Genomic DNA, 15,587 nt, shown 5'->3' on the forward strand with positions numbered 1-15,587 from the left:
CGGTTACCTGCGCCTGGGTTTTGAGAAGCGCGGCAATCGCAGTGTGCTGGCGGACATTGAGCGGCGCGTGCCGTCGCTGGTGCAGAAGACGTTGTAACGGGACGAAGAGCTGCCCGGTTTGCCCTGCGTCACCATGATCTCCACGGCAGGTTGTGGGTGCCTGCGGGCATGTCACCCCACAGTCCTTTGGCGCTGAGCCAACCCCGCACGCTCACTGCCAAACAAGAAACCGTAATGAACGCTATCACTCCGTTATCCAGCACCTGCGAGCCTGCAACCACCAAGCGACACGCACTCTACTTGCTCACCGGCCTGCTTGCCGCCAACGGCCTCGCGTGGGCGTGGGCGTTGATCGAGTTCTGCCACAACCCGGTGCTGATGGGCACCGCGTTACTGGCTTACGGCTTCGGTCTGCGCCACGCGGTGGATGCCGACCATATCGCGGCTATCGACAACGTAATCCGCAAGCTGATGCAACAAGGCAAACGGCCTATTGCGGTGGGCACCTGGTTCTCGTTGGGGCATTCCACCATCGTGGTGTTGGCATGCTTTGCGATTGCCGTCACCGCGATGGCATTCAAGGACAACATGGCCTGGTTCCAGGATGTCGGCGGTCTGATGGCTCGCCTGTTTGGCCGAGTGTTCAACCTGGTCAACAAGAGCTGGCACATGTACCCGGTAGGTTTTCTGTTCGGCCTGGGTTTTGACACCGCTACGGAAGTTGGATTGTTGGCCATCAGTGCCACCAGCGCCTCACACGGCATCAGCCTGTGGTCGATCATGGTGTTCCCGGTGCTGTTTGCGGTGGGCATGGCACTGATCGATTCGCTGGATAACTTCGTCATGGTCGGCGCCTACGGCTGGGCCTTCTCCAAGCCGGTGCGCAAGCTCTACTACAACATCACCATCACGGCGGCCTCGGTCGTCGTTGCGCTGTTTATCGGTGGTATTGAAGCCCTGGGCCTGATTTCCGAAAAGCTGGAATTGACCGGTGGTATCTGGACGCCAATCAACGCCATCAGCGATAACTTCGGCCAGATTGGCTACTGGATTATTGGGATCTTTGTGCTGTGCTGGTTGATCTCGGCCGTTAATTATTACGTGCGTGGCTACGATCAACTACGTGCCAATATCTGATTTAAATGTCTATTTAGGGTTAAGCATTCTTTCACCCAAGAACTGCCAGGCTTTCACCGAAAGTAAAGCCAGCAGGCATCCGAGCATCGCGGAGAACAAACCCAGTTTAATCCGAGCCCAAGGGCTGAAATGGCAAGGGGCTGTTGGGGGACCAGCCGCCTGAATGCACGGTTCGGGATAGAACATAAACCAGACGTGAGGCCAGAAAATGATTAAAACCAGCCCCCAGGGTTAGCAGTATCGATATTTTCCACAGGGCGGTGTTTTTTACCTTTTTGACGATACCGTTCAAAAATATGACTAAGGCGAATGACAGTGCTAACGGTGTGAGTATTTCTTCGTGGAACACCTGAAGAAGCAAGTTCGAGTAAGCATCCATGTAATCTCTCCAAAGCCGGGTTACGGTAAATAGTTCTCTGGAATTCGATATTCATGTGTCTGACCTATATCACGTTTCATTGTCAGGTCATATTTATCCGGTTGTGTTCATTAATCGCCAACTAACAGGAAGTTTCCATGTCGTCGAAAGAAAAAAATGGTTCAGGTTCATTGCCCGATACGGGTATTACGCGCCTGACAGGTATTCGTTACGCTCAAGCCGAACGTTTTCAGCCTCCACAGCCGGTCTTGCCTCCTGAAGATTTACGATCGGCGTCCACCTTATCGAAGATCCCCTGTCAGTTGCCTTCACGTTTGGAGCGGGTAATGGGGAAGCCGTCGGTGGATATGCCGCAGAGTGAGGATTGCCTACTGCTGGATATCACTTTGCTAGCGGGCAACGTTGAAAACCGTGCGGTGATGGTCTGGTTTCATGGCGGTGGCTACTTCAGTGGCGGTGGAGGAATGCCCTGGTACGGGGCTGAAAAGCTTGCGCAGGAAGGTAACGTTATCGTTGTCAATGTGAGCTATCGGTTGGGCGTATTCGGCTACTTGATGCTGGATGGAGTCTGCCAGGGCAACCTGGGGCTGCTGGATCAGATTGAGGCCGTTCGCTGGGTGAACCGCCATATCGCAAAACTGGGGGGTAACCCAAACAACATCACATTATTCGGGCAGTCTGCGGGCGCTCATTCGATTGCTTATATGATGGCGATGGGAAAAGACCGTCCACTGTTCGCCCATGCCATTTTGCAAAGTCCACCCATGGGATCCCACCAGGATCAAAAAACTGCCAGGGCGTTCGGTAACGTGTTCGCAGCACTGCTGGGCAAAGACCCGCTCAGCGCAACGGTAGAAGAGTTGTTGGCCGCACAAGCCCAGGCCGCTGCGCAAATCGAGTCCGTGATGATCGTAGGGCCGATTGTCGATTGCTACCCACTGCCCGGATTGCCTGAACTGGAAAAGGCCTGGTCTGCCTGTCGCATACCGACATTAATGGGATGGGTAGACGATGAAGCATTGCCGTTCCTTCCCGTGGTGGACGGGGAACACCTGTCAAAGGAGCAACGCAAGTTGGCAATGCGCCAGCATGGAAAGGCATTGACTCAATCGCTGTTCACCGATGGCATAAAAGAGCTGGCTTCCACGCTGGCTGACGGTACCCAGCCGGTTTATCTCTACAACTTCTCCTGGCAAGCACCCGACTCTATCTGGGGCGCTGCCCACTGTATTGAACTGCCCTTTTTGTTAGGCGATGAAGGTGCCTGGTCAACTGCGCCGATGCTTGAGGGCGCGGTATGGAGTGACCTTGAAATTCAGGGTAAAGCCCTGCGTTCCATTTGGCTTGAGTTCGCCCGCAGTGCGTCAGCCCAGGAAGTTGATACATCACCTTCGCGACCTTGGCGTATTTGGAGGGTCGGCAAACGCGCCTGATGCCTCACCTGAGGCTTGAACTAACGCTGACGGCCTGTAGATTTGCAGTTCGACTATTCCAATAAGAAGAGCCAGTCCATGTCACAAAACCCAGTAGATGCAATCTGTCCAGACCTCGAAGAGCTGACCGCCTTGAGACGCGACCTCCACGCCCACCCGGAGTTGGGGTTTGACGAGCATCGAACCTCACAGATCGTCGCAAGCTTTCTTGAGGGGTTGGGCATTGAGGTTTTCCGTGGGCTGGCGGGTACCGGGGTTGTCGGTGTCATCCATGGCGCCAGCCCCGGCGGGAGCATTGGCCTGCGGGCGGACATGGACTGCCTGCCCATGGTCGAGGCCAACGACTTTGCGCACCGCTCGGTCCACCCCGGCCTGATGCACGGCTGTGGGCACGACGGGCACACCGTGATGTTGCTGGCCGCAGCCCGCTACCTGGCGCAGACGCGCCGGTTCCGCGGTACGGCAGTGGTGATTTTCCAGCCTGCGGAAGAAGGCGGCGGGGGCGCGCAGGTGATGATTGAACAAGGCCTGTTCGAACAATTTAACGTGGATTCGATTTATGCCCTGCACAACAATCCGGATTACCCGGCAGGGGTCATCGCAGTTCAGCCGGGACCTGTGGAGGCGGCCGCCGACACGTTCGACATTATCGTGACCGGTCGTGGTGGCCATGCCGCCATTCCTCACGAAACCATTGACCCGGTGGTGGTCGCGAGCCATATCGTCATTGCACTGCAAAGCATTGTCAGCCGTAACCTGCACCCTCTGGAGGCGGGCGTGGTGACAGTTGCCAGTATGCAAACCAGTCAACTTACTGCTTCTAACGTTATTCCGGCACAGGTGAAAATGCGTGGAACTGCCCGCAGCTTTACGGCGGCCAATCGGGATTTGCTGGACCGGCGCATTGGTGAGATTGCCCAGGGCGTCGCCACCGCATTCGGTGCCACGGCCACGTGTGATTACCAGCGAGGCTATCCGCCGACCATCAATCACACTGAGCAAGCGCTGTTCGCCGCCCAGGTTGCCCGTAGCTTGATAGGCGAGGAAAACGTGAAGTGCAACGAACCCTTGACCATGGGGGCCGAAGACTTTTCATACATGCTGGAACAACGACCGGGCGCCTATATTTATCTGGGGCAGGGAGGCAGCCCAAGCCAGGGCGCCGGTTCCTGTCAGTTGCACAATGATCACTATGACTTCAACGACAGCATCATCCCCCTCGGCGCAGGCTTATTGGCCTCACTGGTGGAGCAAGGTTTGCCCCTGGAGTAATGGTCGATGCGGGGGCGTGCTTATTTAGCCGCTACCACGGTAACAACCCGCTGCGGAAACGGGATGCTGATTCCTCCTCAGATACAAAAAAGCCACTCAATAGAGTGGCTTTTTTTGGCCTGAGGGTTGTGTATCAGTCATCCAGCCTCAGCCCCACCTGCGTGCGCTTGGGCAGCTTGCTCACCACCAACTGGTGGGAACGCTGCAACAGGCCACGCAGTTCCTCAGCGCCCAGCGGGTAGGGCGTTTCCATGATGATCCACTGCGCCCGTGCCAGGTACGGCGCCGGGTGGATGCCGGGGCGATCCACATGGCCCAGGAACAGCTCCTTGTCGACCTTGAACGCCAGCGAGTCTCCCCGCAGATTCTGCAAGGCAAACATCTTGTTGCCGGCAATCGAAAACACCCGCACGCCACCCCATTTGTAGTCTTCCCGCGCGCCGGGCAAGCCCAGGCAAAACGTGGCGACTTGTTCTTCGGTCATTCTCATAGCAAACGGTCTCCGCAACCTTTGAAGGCGTTATCCAGATGGTCGATCCAGGCTCGCACTGCTGGCAACACGCCGCGTCGATGTGGGTACACCGCCTGCAACCAGCCACCCGGCAATGACCATTCGGGCAAGAGCTGCACCAACTGGCCGTTAGCCAATTCCTCTTCGCAATACATCATCGGCAGCACTGTAAACCCCAGGCCGGCGAGGGCGCAGGCCTTGCGTACCAGGAAATCGTCGATGCCCAATCGGGCTTCCATGACCAGGTCGTGACTGTTGCCCTCCGGGCTGAGCATGCGGAAGTGCACCATGCGGTCTGCTTCCAGGGCGCCCAGCACCGGCAATTGCTTGAGGTCTTCGAGGCTGTTGATCTGCCGCTCACGCACAAAGCCGGGGCTGGCAACAATCGCCGTCTGGGCCTGGCGCAGGCGCTTGGTGACGAGCAGCGGGTCTTCATCCCCCAGTTCGCGCACGCGCAAGGCCACATCAATGCCTTCGGCCACCAGGTCGACGCGGCGGTTGACCAGGTTCATCTCCAACTGCACCAACGGGTTGGCGGTGAGAAACTCCGCCACCACGGTTTGCAGGAATTGGTGAGCCAAGCCCACCGGGCTGCTGACCCGCAGCCTGCCACGGGGTTCGCTGGACATGCTGGCCACCGCCTCATCGGCCATTTCCGCCTCCAGCAGCATCGCCTGGCAGTGGCGCAGGTAGCGTTCACCCACGGCGGTCAGGGTCAGTTGGCGGGTAGTGCGTTGCAGCAAGCGGGCGCCGAGGCGCTCCTCCAGTTCGGCAATGCGCCGCGACAGCCGCGACTTGGGGATCCCCAACAGCCGTCCGGCGGCGGCGAAACCGCCGGCTTCCACTACCTTGGCGAAATAGTAGAGGTCATTCAGATCTTGCATGGTCGGCCTATTGTCCTGTCGATGGGACGAACTATCCGCGCCTGACGTCGGCAAATCCACCCCAAAATACAGCGGTGAGCAAGCTTGCGACTACGGTTGGCTGGCCAGTGAAGCACCGACGGGTTACCTTTTGGTTTTCCCCGGCCAGTGCATTCCAATGAACCTTGAGCAGCCACGTACCCGCCGAATCATCGAGCTGATGGGACAGTTGGCGCCCGTGGAGGGTTACAACCTGACGCCGCTGGATGACGTGCGCTTCCTGCGCTCCAATCGGCCATTGACGCGGGTTCCGGTGCTTTACGACCCGGGTATCGTGATCGTGTGCCAGGGCCGCAAGCGCGGTTTCCTGGGGGAAGACATCTACGTCTACGACGCCCAGCACTACCTGGTGGTGTCGGTGCCGGTGCCGTTCACCATGGAAACCGAGGCCAGCGAAGCAGAGCCAATGCTCGCGGTGTATTTGCGCCTGGATTTCAACCTGGCCGCCGAGCTGATGCTGGAGCTCGACGCGGTGGCCCCGCAGCCCGACGCCAGGCCCAAGGGCATGTACGCCTCGCCGATGGATGACAAGCTCAGTGAGTCGTTGCTGCGCTTCCTGGAGGTGATGAGTGTGCCAGTGGACGCGCGGGTGCTCGGGCCGACCCTGATGCGTGAAATCTACTACCGCATTATCACGGGCGAGCAGGGCGGTTCGATGCGGGCTGCATTGAATCTCCAGGGTCAGTTTGGCAAGGTGGCCCGGGCGATTCGCAAGATCCACGCGTGTTACCACCAGCGCCTGGACGTGGAAGGGTTGGCTAACGAAGCGATGATGAGCGTACCGAGTTTTCATGCGCATTTTCGTACGGTGACCGACACCTCGCCCATGCAGTACCTGAAGTCGACACGCTTGCACCAGGCGCGGTTACTGATGCTGAGGAGTGACATCAGCGCTGCCACGGCCTGCGCCAGGGTGGGGTACGAGAGCGCTTCCCAGTTCAGCCGCGAGTTCAAGCGGTTTTTCGGTCGCACGCCCCATGAAGAGATTGACTGGATGAAACGTACCTACGCGTTGCCGCCGCCCACGAGCGCGTCGATCTATGTCTCGTCACATTAGGATCACTGTCCTGTCAGCGGGACAAACAATCGCATTCTGCCCGACTAATCGTTGATTGGATTCATCTGTAGGCTTAGTTCCATTCCGTCGCCAAAGGCGATGCTTACTTGGAGATGAACCATGAAACTGTTGCATATCGATTCCAGCATCCTCGGCGACAACTCGGTTTCCCGTCAGTTGAGCGCCGGTGTCGTCAAAGCCTGGCAGGCAGCAGAGCCGGGTGTCGAAGTGGTTTATCGTGACTTGGCCGCTGACGCCATCACCCACTTCTCCGGTGTCACTCTGGGCGCCCTGGGCACTGCCGCCGAATTGCGCGATGCCGTGCAAAAACACGAAGCCGACCTGAGCGCTTCCACCCTGGCCGAATTCCTGGCAGCAGACGCCGTAGTGCTGGCCGCGCCGATGTACAACTTCACCATCCCGACCCAACTGAAAGCCTGGATCGACCGCATTGCCGTCGCCGGCCAGACGTTCCGTTACACCGAAGCCGGCCCGGAAGGCCTGTGTGGCGGCAAGAAAGTCATCATTGTCTCCACCTCCGGCGGCTTGCATGTGGGCCAGCCGACGGGCGCAGCCCACGAAGACTACCTGACCGTGCTGTTGGGTTTCCTCGGGATCACCGACATCGAGTTCGTCCGTGCCCACGGCCTGGCCTATGGTGACGAGGCCCGCACCAAGGCACTGAGCGACGCCCATGTATTGATCAGCGACCAGTTGTTCGCCGCAGCGTAAGACTTGTGTAAATTTTGCTGTTCCTCGATATCAATCTGAATCGAGGCGCCTAAACTCTGTATTCTGCTCGCCTGAAAAGCGAACGGAGTACGGAGTTTTTTCGTTTACCCGCTGTCACTACTTTGGCCCAGGTTATGCACGCATGGGTAAACCCTGCCAGTCCGAGCGCCTGAACCATGGATACTTCAATAGCTACGCGGGCTTATGCAGCAAAGGTGGACATCCTCATGATGCGTCTTTGTGCCGTCTTGGTTCTTTCTCTGCTCGGTGGCCTGATTTCAGTGCAAGCCGCGCCCGCACCGCACCCCCATTGGAGTGTGGGCTTTCATCGCATGACTTTTCTCGATCCGCTGGATCTTCAGCCGATGAAGGCCGTCGCGTTCTATCCGTCCACCGACCAGGAACACATCACCAAGGTGGGCGCTTATCACATCGCTGCCACTGAAGATTCTAAAATCGCCATTGGCCGTTTTCCGATGTTGATGCTGTCCCACGGCAATACCGGCACACCCTTGGCCCTGCACGACCTGGCGACCTCTCTGGCGCGTAAGGGGTTTGTCGTGGTGGCGGTGTTGCACCCTGGCGACAACTACAAGGACCACAGCCGCCTGGGGACCTTGAGCAACCTGTATGGGCGCCCGATCCAGATCTCCGAAGCCATCACCGCCACCCTCGGCGACCCGATGCTGTCGCCGTTCGTCAACGTCGACCAGGTGGGTGTCATCGGCTATTCGGCCGGCGGCGAAACCGCGCTGATCCTCGCCGGTGCCAAGCCGGACCTGGACCGCCTGCGCCGTTACTGCCAACAACGCCCCGAAGACCGCGACGCCTGCACCACCAAGGGCGAGTTGATCGTCGACCGTGACGATTTGCAGCCCCAGGCCGACCCGCGCATTCATGCGTTGATGCTGATGGCGCCGCTGAGCCTGATGTTTGGCCGCCACACCTTGGCGGACGTGCATGTACCGGTGCTGCTCTACAGTGGCGACGGCGACAAGCTGGTGGCCGTGGACAAGAACGCCGAGGCCCTGGCGCGCAAACTGCCGGAGCCGCCGGACTTCAAGCTGTTGGCCGGGGCAGGGCACTTCGTGTTCATGGCGCCTTGCGATGAGAGCCAACTGGCCGCGATGCCGGCCATGTGCACCGATGCCGACGGGGTTGACCGTGAAAGCATCCACCGCGACCTGATTTCCGAGGCCGGGCGGTTCTTCAATCACACCCTTGGGCAATCCACCCGGGCGGGCTTGCAAACGGCGGATCAGTAAGCGCGGCGCTTGAGCAGCAACGTCAGGCCCAGGCCGGTGACGGAGAGCAAGGCGGCGCAGAAGAAGATCCACGAATAGCCCAGGTTCAACGCCACCGCGCCCATCACCGGCCCGGCAATCGCCAGCGCCAGGTCAAAAAACACCGCATACGCACTCAACCCGGCGCCCCGGCTGCTGTTGGGCACCTGCTTGATCGCCTCCACCCCCAGCGCCGGGTACACCAGCGACAAGCCGAAGCCCGTCAGCCCGGCGCCGATCAAGGCCACGCCGGTGGACGGTGCCAGCCACAGAAGCGTCAGCCCCAGGGTTTCGATGGTCATGCAGGCTATCGCCGCCGTGAAGCCGCCGAAGCGGTTGATGGCCGTGATAAACACCAGGCGTGACAGGATAAAGCACACGCCAAATACCGTCAGGCACCAGGCCGCGCCGATCCAGCCTCGGCTCAGGTAGTAGAGGGTGATAAAGGTGGTGAGGGTGCCGTAGCCAATCGATGCGAGACACAGGCTGGCGCCAAACGGCGCGATACGTCCGAAGACCGCCCAGAAGGGCAGCCGCTCGCCGCGTACCACGGGCACCGAAGGCTTGTTGCGAATCAGCAGCAGTCCCAGGGCGGATAGCACCGTGAGGGCGATTCCGAGGCTGGTGTAGCCGTAGTCTGCAACCATCACGACCCCAAGCGGTGCGCCGATGGCAATTGCGCCGTAGGAGGCGATGCCGTTCCAGGAGATCGAGCGTGCGGTGTGTTCGGCACCGACTGCGCCCATGCACCAACTGATGGTGCCGACGCCGATCAGGCCCTGCGCAACCCCCAGTAATAGCCGCCCGACAATCAAGATGCCGAGGCTCAGCAACGGCAGGCTTTGCACCAGCATGGCGATAAACGTCAGCACGCCGCTCAGGAGGATTCCGCTCAAGCCCAGCACGATGGCGCGTTTGGTGCCTACGTTGTCTGACATGCGTCCGGCCATCGGGCGGCTGAGCAGCGTGGCCAGGTATTGCGAGCCGATGGTTATCCCGGCAATTACTGCGCTGAAGCCCAGTTCGCCGTGGACGTAGCCGGGGATCACCGCAATCGGCAGGCCGATGCAGATAAACGCGATAAAGGTGTAGAAGACGATGGAGACGATCTGCAGAGTGATCGACAAGGAGCTGGGGGCGGCGGGCTGTGTGGCAGGCATGGGAACTCGTTCGCGGGCGGGCGGTGAGCGCATCATGGCAAGGGCTTGGGGTAAAAGGAAGCAGGCTAACTATATTGGGTGTGTTTGAGGGGGCGTGCCTATCCGGCTTTGGACCCATGAGTCCTCCCTGGCCGGGACGGCTAAAGTGGACACGGTAAAATGTGGGAGCTGTCGAGCTTCAGCGAGGCTGCGATGGCGGCGGCATGGTTGATAAAGAGGTCGCCTGATACACCGCTATCGCAGCCTCGCCAGGGCTCGACAGCTCCCACAGGGTTTGGGGGAAGTCTGGGAATTGTGTGTTCGGTCGCAACCATTCGGGCTGCACAAATCAAATGTGGGAGCTGTCGAGCTTTAGCGAGGCTGCGAAGGCGGCGGCATGGTTGATAAAGAGGTTGCCTGACACACCGCCATCGCGGCCTCGCTGGGGCTCGACGGCTCCCACAGGGGGCGGGGGATGTCTGGGAGTTGTGTGTTCGGTAGCAAGTACTTGGGTTGCGCAAATCGAATGTGGGAGCTGTCGAGCTTTAGCGAGGCTGCGAAGGCGGCGGCATGGTTGATAAAGAGGTTACCTGACACACCGCTATCGCAGCCTCGCCAGGGCTCGACAGCTCCCACAGGGTTTGGGGGAAGTCTGGGAATTGTGTGTTCGGTCGCAACCACTCGGGCTGCACAAATCAAATGTGGGAGCTGTCGAGCTTTAGCGAGGCTGCGAAGGCGGCGGCATGGTTGATAAAGAGGTTACCTGACACACCGCTATCGCAGCCTCGCCAGGGCTCGACAGCTCCCACAGGGTTTGGGGGAAGTCTGGGAATTGTGTGTTCGGTCGCAACCACTCGGGCTGCACAAATCAAATGTGGGAGCTGTCGAGCTTTAGCGAGGCTGCGAAGGCGGCGGCATGGTTGATAAAGAGGTTACCTGACACACCGCTATCGCAGCCTCGCCAGGGCTCGACAGCTCCCACAGGGTTTGGGGGAAGTCTGGGAATTGTGTGTTCGGTCGCAACCACTCGGGCTGCACAAATCAAATGTGGGAGCTGTCGAGCTTTAGCGAGGCTGCGAAGGCGGCGGCATGGTTGATAAAGAGGTTACCTGACACACCGCTATCGCAGCCTCGCCAGGGCTCGACAGCTCCCACAGGGTTTGGGGGAAGTCTGGGAATTGTGTGTTCGGTCGCAACCACTCGGGCTGCACAAATCAAATGTGGGAGCTGTCGAGCTTTAGCGAGGCTGCGATGGCGGCGGCATGGTTGATAAAGAGGTTGCCTGACACACCGCCATCGCGGCCTCGCTGAGGCTCGACGGCTCCCACAGGGGGCGGGGGAAGTCTGGGGGTTAGGTGTTTGATCGCAAGCACTCGGGTTGCGCAAATCGAATGTGAGAGCTGTCGAGCTTTAGCGAGGCTGCGAAGGCGGCGGCATGGTTGATAAAGAGGTTGCCTGACACACCGCCATCGCGGCCTCGCTGGGGCTCGACGGCTCCCACAGGGGGCGGGGGAAGTCTGGGAGTTGGGTGTTTGATCCCCAATCCCAACCGCAAAAAAAGCCCCATCACACTGGACGGGGCTTTTGCATTTCAAACAACCAGCGGTCCTTAGAAAACCACACCCTGACTACGCAGGTAATCGTCATAAGTACCGCTGAAGTCGATCACACCACTCGGGCTTAGCTCGATGATGCGAGTGGCCAGGGACGATACGAACTCACGGTCATGGCTGACGAAGATCAGCGTACCCGGATAGTTCTCCAGCGCCAGGTTCAGCGCCTCGATGGATTCCATGTCCAAGTGGTTGGTCGGTTCGTCCATGATCAGCACGTTCGGCTTTTGCAGGATCAGCTTGCCGAACAGCATGCGGCCTTGCTCACCACCGGAAATCACCTTCACCGACTTCAGGATCTCGTCGTTGGAGAACAGCATGCGACCCAGGGTGCCGCGAACGACTTGTTCGCCTTCCTTGGTCCAGCGGCCCATCCAGTCGAACAGGTTGGACTCGTCTTCGAAGTCCGAAGCGTGGTCCTGGGCGTAGTAGCCCAGTTCAGCCGCGTCGGTCCACTTGACGGTGCCGGCATCCGGGGTCAGTTCGTTGACCAGGGTACGCAGCAGGGTGGTCTTGCCGATACCGTTCGGGCCGATGATTGCCACGCGCTCGCCGGCTTCAACCTGGAAGCTGAAGTCCTTGAACAGCGTCTTGCCGTCAAAGCCTTTGGCCATGCGATCAACGATGACCGCCTGGCGGTGCAGCTTCTTGGTCTGGTCAAAGCGAATGAACGGGCTCACGCGGCTCGATGGCTTGACTTCGGCCAGCTGGATCTTGTCGATCGCCTTGGCGCGGGAAGTGGCCTGCTTGGCTTTCGAGGCGTTGGCCGAGAAGCGGCTGACGAAGGATTGCAGCTCGGAGATCTGCGCTTTCTTCTTGGCGTTGTCCGACAGCAACTGCTCGCGGGACTGGGTCGCCACGGTCATGTATTCGTCGTAGTTGCCCGGGAACAGACGCAGCTCGCCGTAGTCCAGGTCGGCCATGTGGGTGCAGACGCTGTTCAAGAAGTGACGGTCGTGAGAGATGATGATCATCAGGCTGTTACGCTGGGTCAGGATGTTTTCCAGCCAGCGGATGGTGTTGATGTCCAGGTGGTTGGTTGGCTCGTCGAGCAGCAACACTTCCGGATCGGAAAACAGCGCCTGGGCCAGCAGTACACGCAGCTTCCAGCCGGGTGACACTTCGCTCATCGGGCCATTGTGCTGCTCGATGCCGATACCCAGGCCCAGCAGCAATTCACCGGCGCGGGATTCGGCGGTGTAGCCGTCCATCTCGGCGAAGTCGGTTTCCAGCTCGGCCACGGCCATGCCGTCGTCTTCGGTCATTTCCGGCAGCGAGTAAATGCGGTCGCGCTCGGCCTTGACCTTCCACAGCTCTTCGTGACCCATGATCACGGTGTCGAGTACGGTGAATTCTTCGTAGGCGAACTGGTCCTGGCGCAGTTTACCCAGGCGTACGTTCGGCTCGAGCATGACCTGGCCACCCGACGGATCGAGGTCGCCACCGAGGATTTTCATGAAAGTCGACTTGCCGCAACCGTTGGCACCGATCAGGCCATAGCGGTTGCCTGCGCCGAACTTGACCGAAACGTTCTCAAATAGCGGCTTGGCGCCGAACTGCATGGTGATGTTAGCTGTGGAGATCAATTACTTTACCTATCAATAGCTTGGAGTGCGCTAATGTGAGCCGGGCCCATTTTGTGGCCCAGGCCAACGGGCATACGTCGGCAGCGACATCAAGGCTTGAGGCCCAGTCGCTGAGCAGAAAAATGGGTGCATGTTGGAATTTGGCGCGCATTGTCGCATATGTCAGGCGGGAGTTGTATGGCGGTGCAAGGATGGATTTGCCTGGGTCTCGGGCATCGCCACCCACAACAACCCCAATGCAACCGCGGCCACACCCGCCAGGGTCAGGAACGCGGCGTTGTAACCCGCCCACTGCACGACAAAACCCGCCAGGCTGCTGCTCAGGGCCGCGCCGAGGCCGAATGCCGTGGACAGCGCCCCCAGGCTGACATTGAAGCGCCCGGTGCCCTGGGTGAGGTCTTTGACGATCACCGGAAACAGCGCGCCGAACACCCCGGCGCCAACCCCGTCGAGCATCTGTACTGCCACCAGCCAATAGGGATCACTGGACAGCGTATACAGTACGCCCCGCAGCGGCAGGATCATGAAGCCGGCGAGCAGCAGCGGCTTGCGTCCCCACACATCGGCCTTCACGCCCACCAGCCAGGCCACCGGCACCATCACCAACTGGGCCGCGACGATGCAGGCCGAGGTCAGCGGCGTGGCCATCTGCAGGTTGATCTGGGACAGCTTTTGGCTGACCAGCGGCAACATCGCCGCATTGGCCAAGTGAAACAGGGCGCAGCAGATGGCGAACAGCATTAAAGGCTTGTTTGCCAGAAGCACGGTCATCCCCGACGGCTGTTCGTGTTCGACGCTGTGGGCAGGGTCGAAGCCCCGCGCAACCTCGTGGTCGATTGCCTTGGCTGAAACGCAACTGACCGCGATGACACTGGCCGCTGCCATGACCGCCATCAGATAGAACACCGCCACCGGACCGAACAGGTAGGCGAACCCGCCAGCGAGCAGGGCGGCCACCGCGTTACCGGCGTGGTTGAAGGTTTCGTTGCGGCCGGTGCGGCGGGTGAATGCGCGCGGCCCGGTAATGCCAAGGGAAATCGCCGAGATGGCTGGCGCGAACACCGAGGCTGCTGCTGCACTGGCTGCCTGGGTCAGCGCCACCAGGCTGAAGGAACTGACGAAGGGCAGGAGCAGGCAACTCGCGGTGACCAACAGGGCCGCGATCACAATCACCGCGCGCTTGCTGCGGGTTCGGTCAATCAACGCGCCGGCCGGCGTCTGGGTGAGCAACGCCGCAATGCCGGCAAGGGTCATGACCACCCCGATGCTGGCGGGGTCCCAGTGGTGCACGGCCAGCAGATAAATCGCCAGGTAAGGCCCCAGCCCGTCACGGACATCCGCCAGGAAGAAGTTCAGGCTGTCCAGGGACAGTGTGCTGCGCAGGTCAGAGCGAGTGGCCATGGCACGGTCTTCAGGCGAGAGGTCGGTAGCGATAGTGACCCATGGCACGAGGGGATAGTTTCTGGCGCAGGCGCCGCACAGGCACAAACATTTACAAAGTGGCGCCTATTGCATCGAAATATAGCGCTGGTGGGGATTTTTTCAGGGAATTTTATTGTTAACAGTTGAACATCCCATAAGCCTGGCTTATTTTCCGTCCGTTCGCCCTACAGTGAAGGCTCTTTACCGGTTCAGGGATGGCGAGGCTTTTGGTGTAGGGCGGACCTCTTTTGTCGCAATGACTGAAAAATTCTGGAGACGCAATGGACATGCTGTCAGCCCAAGAGGCTATTTCCAGCAACAAGGACGCCTGGAACGAATCCGCCAGGTTGCATAAAAACACCGCCAACTGGAACGCCTTGCTTGAGGACGTCGCCAAGCCCGGCTTTTCACGCCTGGACCCGACGTTGACCGCATTGCTGCGCAAGGTCGGTGTCGATGGCAAGGACGTGGTGCAACTGGGCTGCAACAATGGCCGGGAATGCCTGTCGCTGTTCGGGCTGGGCGCGCGCACGGTGGTGGGGATTGATCAGTCCGAAGCCTTTCTGCAGCAGGCTCGCGAGCTGGCCGACGCTTCGTCTCACGAGGCTGAATTCATCGAAGCTGACATTCACCATCTCCCCCGTGGGCTCACCGAGCGCTTTGATGTCGCCTTGATCACCATCGGCGTGCTGAACTGGATGCCGGACATCGCGTTGTTCATGGCCCATGTCGCCAGCACCTTGAAGCCCGGCGGCAGCCTGGTGATTTACGAAACCCATCCGTTCCTGGAAGTGTTTGACCCAACAGCGTCTAACCCGATGCTGCCGGTCAGTTCGTACTTTCAACGTGAGCCTTTCGTGCAGCAGGAAGCCATCGTCTACGAAGGTGAGACCGAAAGTGTTGCGGCTGCCTCCTATTGGTTCGTGCACACCTTGGGCGCGATCGTCAGCGGTGCCATCGCCGCCGGGTTACAGATCACTCATCTGCAGGAGTTCGCGCACTCCAATCGCGAGGAACTCTACGACCAGTATGAACACCAGCGCGCGCAACTGCCTCTGTGCTACACCCTCACCGCAATCAAGCGCCCAGGCTGACTGACG

At 59.6% G+C, this 15,587-nt stretch carries 13 protein-coding genes; 7 read left to right on the top strand and 6 right to left on the bottom strand.

Annotation, left to right across the window (positions count from 1 at the left end; translation table 11 throughout):
- Window positions 1-234: 234 nt before the first annotated feature.
- Window positions 235-1,137: a HoxN/HupN/NixA family nickel/cobalt transporter gene (locus tag BLU46_RS31450; RefSeq protein ID WP_093209666.1), complete on the top strand. Its 903-nt coding sequence runs from the start codon at window positions 235-237 to the stop codon at window positions 1,135-1,137.
- 212 nt (window positions 1,138-1,349) lie between these two features.
- On the opposite strand, the gene BLU46_RS33300 is transcribed toward BLU46_RS31450, so the two are convergent.
- Window positions 1,350-1,571: a hypothetical protein gene (locus tag BLU46_RS33300; protein WP_231988841.1), complete on the bottom strand. Its 222-nt coding sequence runs from the start codon at window positions 1,569-1,571 to the stop codon at window positions 1,350-1,352.
- 82 nt (window positions 1,572-1,653) lie between these two features.
- Between BLU46_RS33300 and BLU46_RS31460 the strand changes: the two genes are divergently transcribed.
- Together BLU46_RS31460 and BLU46_RS31465 are read left to right on the top strand one after the other, a co-directional pair.
- Window positions 1,654-2,949, top strand: coding sequence for a carboxylesterase family protein (locus BLU46_RS31460; RefSeq protein WP_093209671.1), 1,296 nt, complete (start codon window positions 1,654-1,656; stop codon window positions 2,947-2,949).
- A 132-nt stretch (window positions 2,950-3,081) separates the two neighbouring features.
- On the top strand, window positions 3,082-4,221 hold the full coding sequence (locus BLU46_RS31465) for a M20 aminoacylase family protein (protein ID WP_408003257.1): 1,140 nt from the start codon (window positions 3,082-3,084) through the stop codon (window positions 4,219-4,221).
- 133 nt (window positions 4,222-4,354) lie between these two features.
- Here BLU46_RS31465 and BLU46_RS31470 read toward each other — a convergent pair whose 3' ends face one another.
- Window positions 4,355-4,711: an MmcQ/YjbR family DNA-binding protein gene (locus BLU46_RS31470; RefSeq protein WP_063029883.1), complete on the bottom strand. Its 357-nt coding sequence runs from the start codon at window positions 4,709-4,711 to the stop codon at window positions 4,355-4,357.
- A complete protein-coding gene (locus tag BLU46_RS31475; protein ID WP_063029885.1) occupies window positions 4,708-5,616 on the bottom strand; it encodes a LysR substrate-binding domain-containing protein in 909 nt (302 codons plus the stop codon). Before BLU46_RS31475 ends, BLU46_RS31470 begins: the two co-directional genes overlap by 4 nt.
- 157 nt (window positions 5,617-5,773) lie before the next feature.
- Here BLU46_RS31475 and BLU46_RS31480 point away from each other — a divergent pair, with 157 nt between their 5' ends.
- From BLU46_RS31480 to BLU46_RS31490, 3 genes are all read left to right on the top strand, one after another.
- Window positions 5,774-6,712, top strand: a complete 939-nt coding sequence (locus tag BLU46_RS31480; RefSeq protein WP_093209676.1) for an AraC family transcriptional regulator — start codon at window positions 5,774-5,776, stop codon at window positions 6,710-6,712.
- Window positions 6,713-6,832: 120 nt separating this feature from the next.
- Window positions 6,833-7,444, top strand: coding sequence for an FMN-dependent NADH-azoreductase (locus BLU46_RS31485; RefSeq protein WP_063029889.1), 612 nt, complete (start codon window positions 6,833-6,835; stop codon window positions 7,442-7,444).
- 227 nt (window positions 7,445-7,671) lie between these two features.
- A complete protein-coding gene (locus tag BLU46_RS31490) occupies window positions 7,672-8,709 on the top strand; it encodes an alpha/beta hydrolase family protein (RefSeq protein ID WP_026077749.1) in 1,038 nt (345 codons plus the stop codon).
- Here the strand turns inward: BLU46_RS31490 and BLU46_RS31495 are convergent.
- From BLU46_RS31495 to BLU46_RS31505, 3 genes are all read right to left on the bottom strand, one after another.
- On the bottom strand, window positions 8,703-9,887 hold the full coding sequence (locus BLU46_RS31495) for an MFS transporter (protein WP_093209678.1): 1,185 nt from the start codon (window positions 9,885-9,887) through the stop codon (window positions 8,703-8,705). The two genes, BLU46_RS31490 and BLU46_RS31495, sit on opposite strands and share 7 nt — an antisense overlap.
- A gap of 1,588 nt (window positions 9,888-11,475) precedes the next feature.
- A complete protein-coding gene (locus BLU46_RS31500) occupies window positions 11,476-13,065 on the bottom strand; it encodes an ABC-F family ATPase (protein ID WP_008436174.1) in 1,590 nt (529 codons plus the stop codon).
- 162 nt (window positions 13,066-13,227) lie between these two features.
- Window positions 13,228-14,466 (bottom strand): MFS transporter, encoded by a 1,239-nt coding sequence (locus BLU46_RS31505; RefSeq protein WP_093209681.1) that lies wholly within the window; start codon window positions 14,464-14,466, stop codon window positions 13,228-13,230.
- A gap of 302 nt (window positions 14,467-14,768) precedes the next feature.
- Between BLU46_RS31505 and BLU46_RS31510 the strand changes: the two genes are divergently transcribed.
- Window positions 14,769-15,581, top strand: coding sequence for a class I SAM-dependent methyltransferase (locus tag BLU46_RS31510; RefSeq protein WP_093209683.1), 813 nt, complete (start codon window positions 14,769-14,771; stop codon window positions 15,579-15,581).
- Window positions 15,582-15,587: the final 6 nt, after the last annotated feature.

It is taken from the genome of Pseudomonas yamanorum (assembly GCF_900105735.1).
Classification (GTDB): Bacteria; Pseudomonadota; Gammaproteobacteria; order Pseudomonadales; family Pseudomonadaceae; genus Aquipseudomonas; species Aquipseudomonas yamanorum.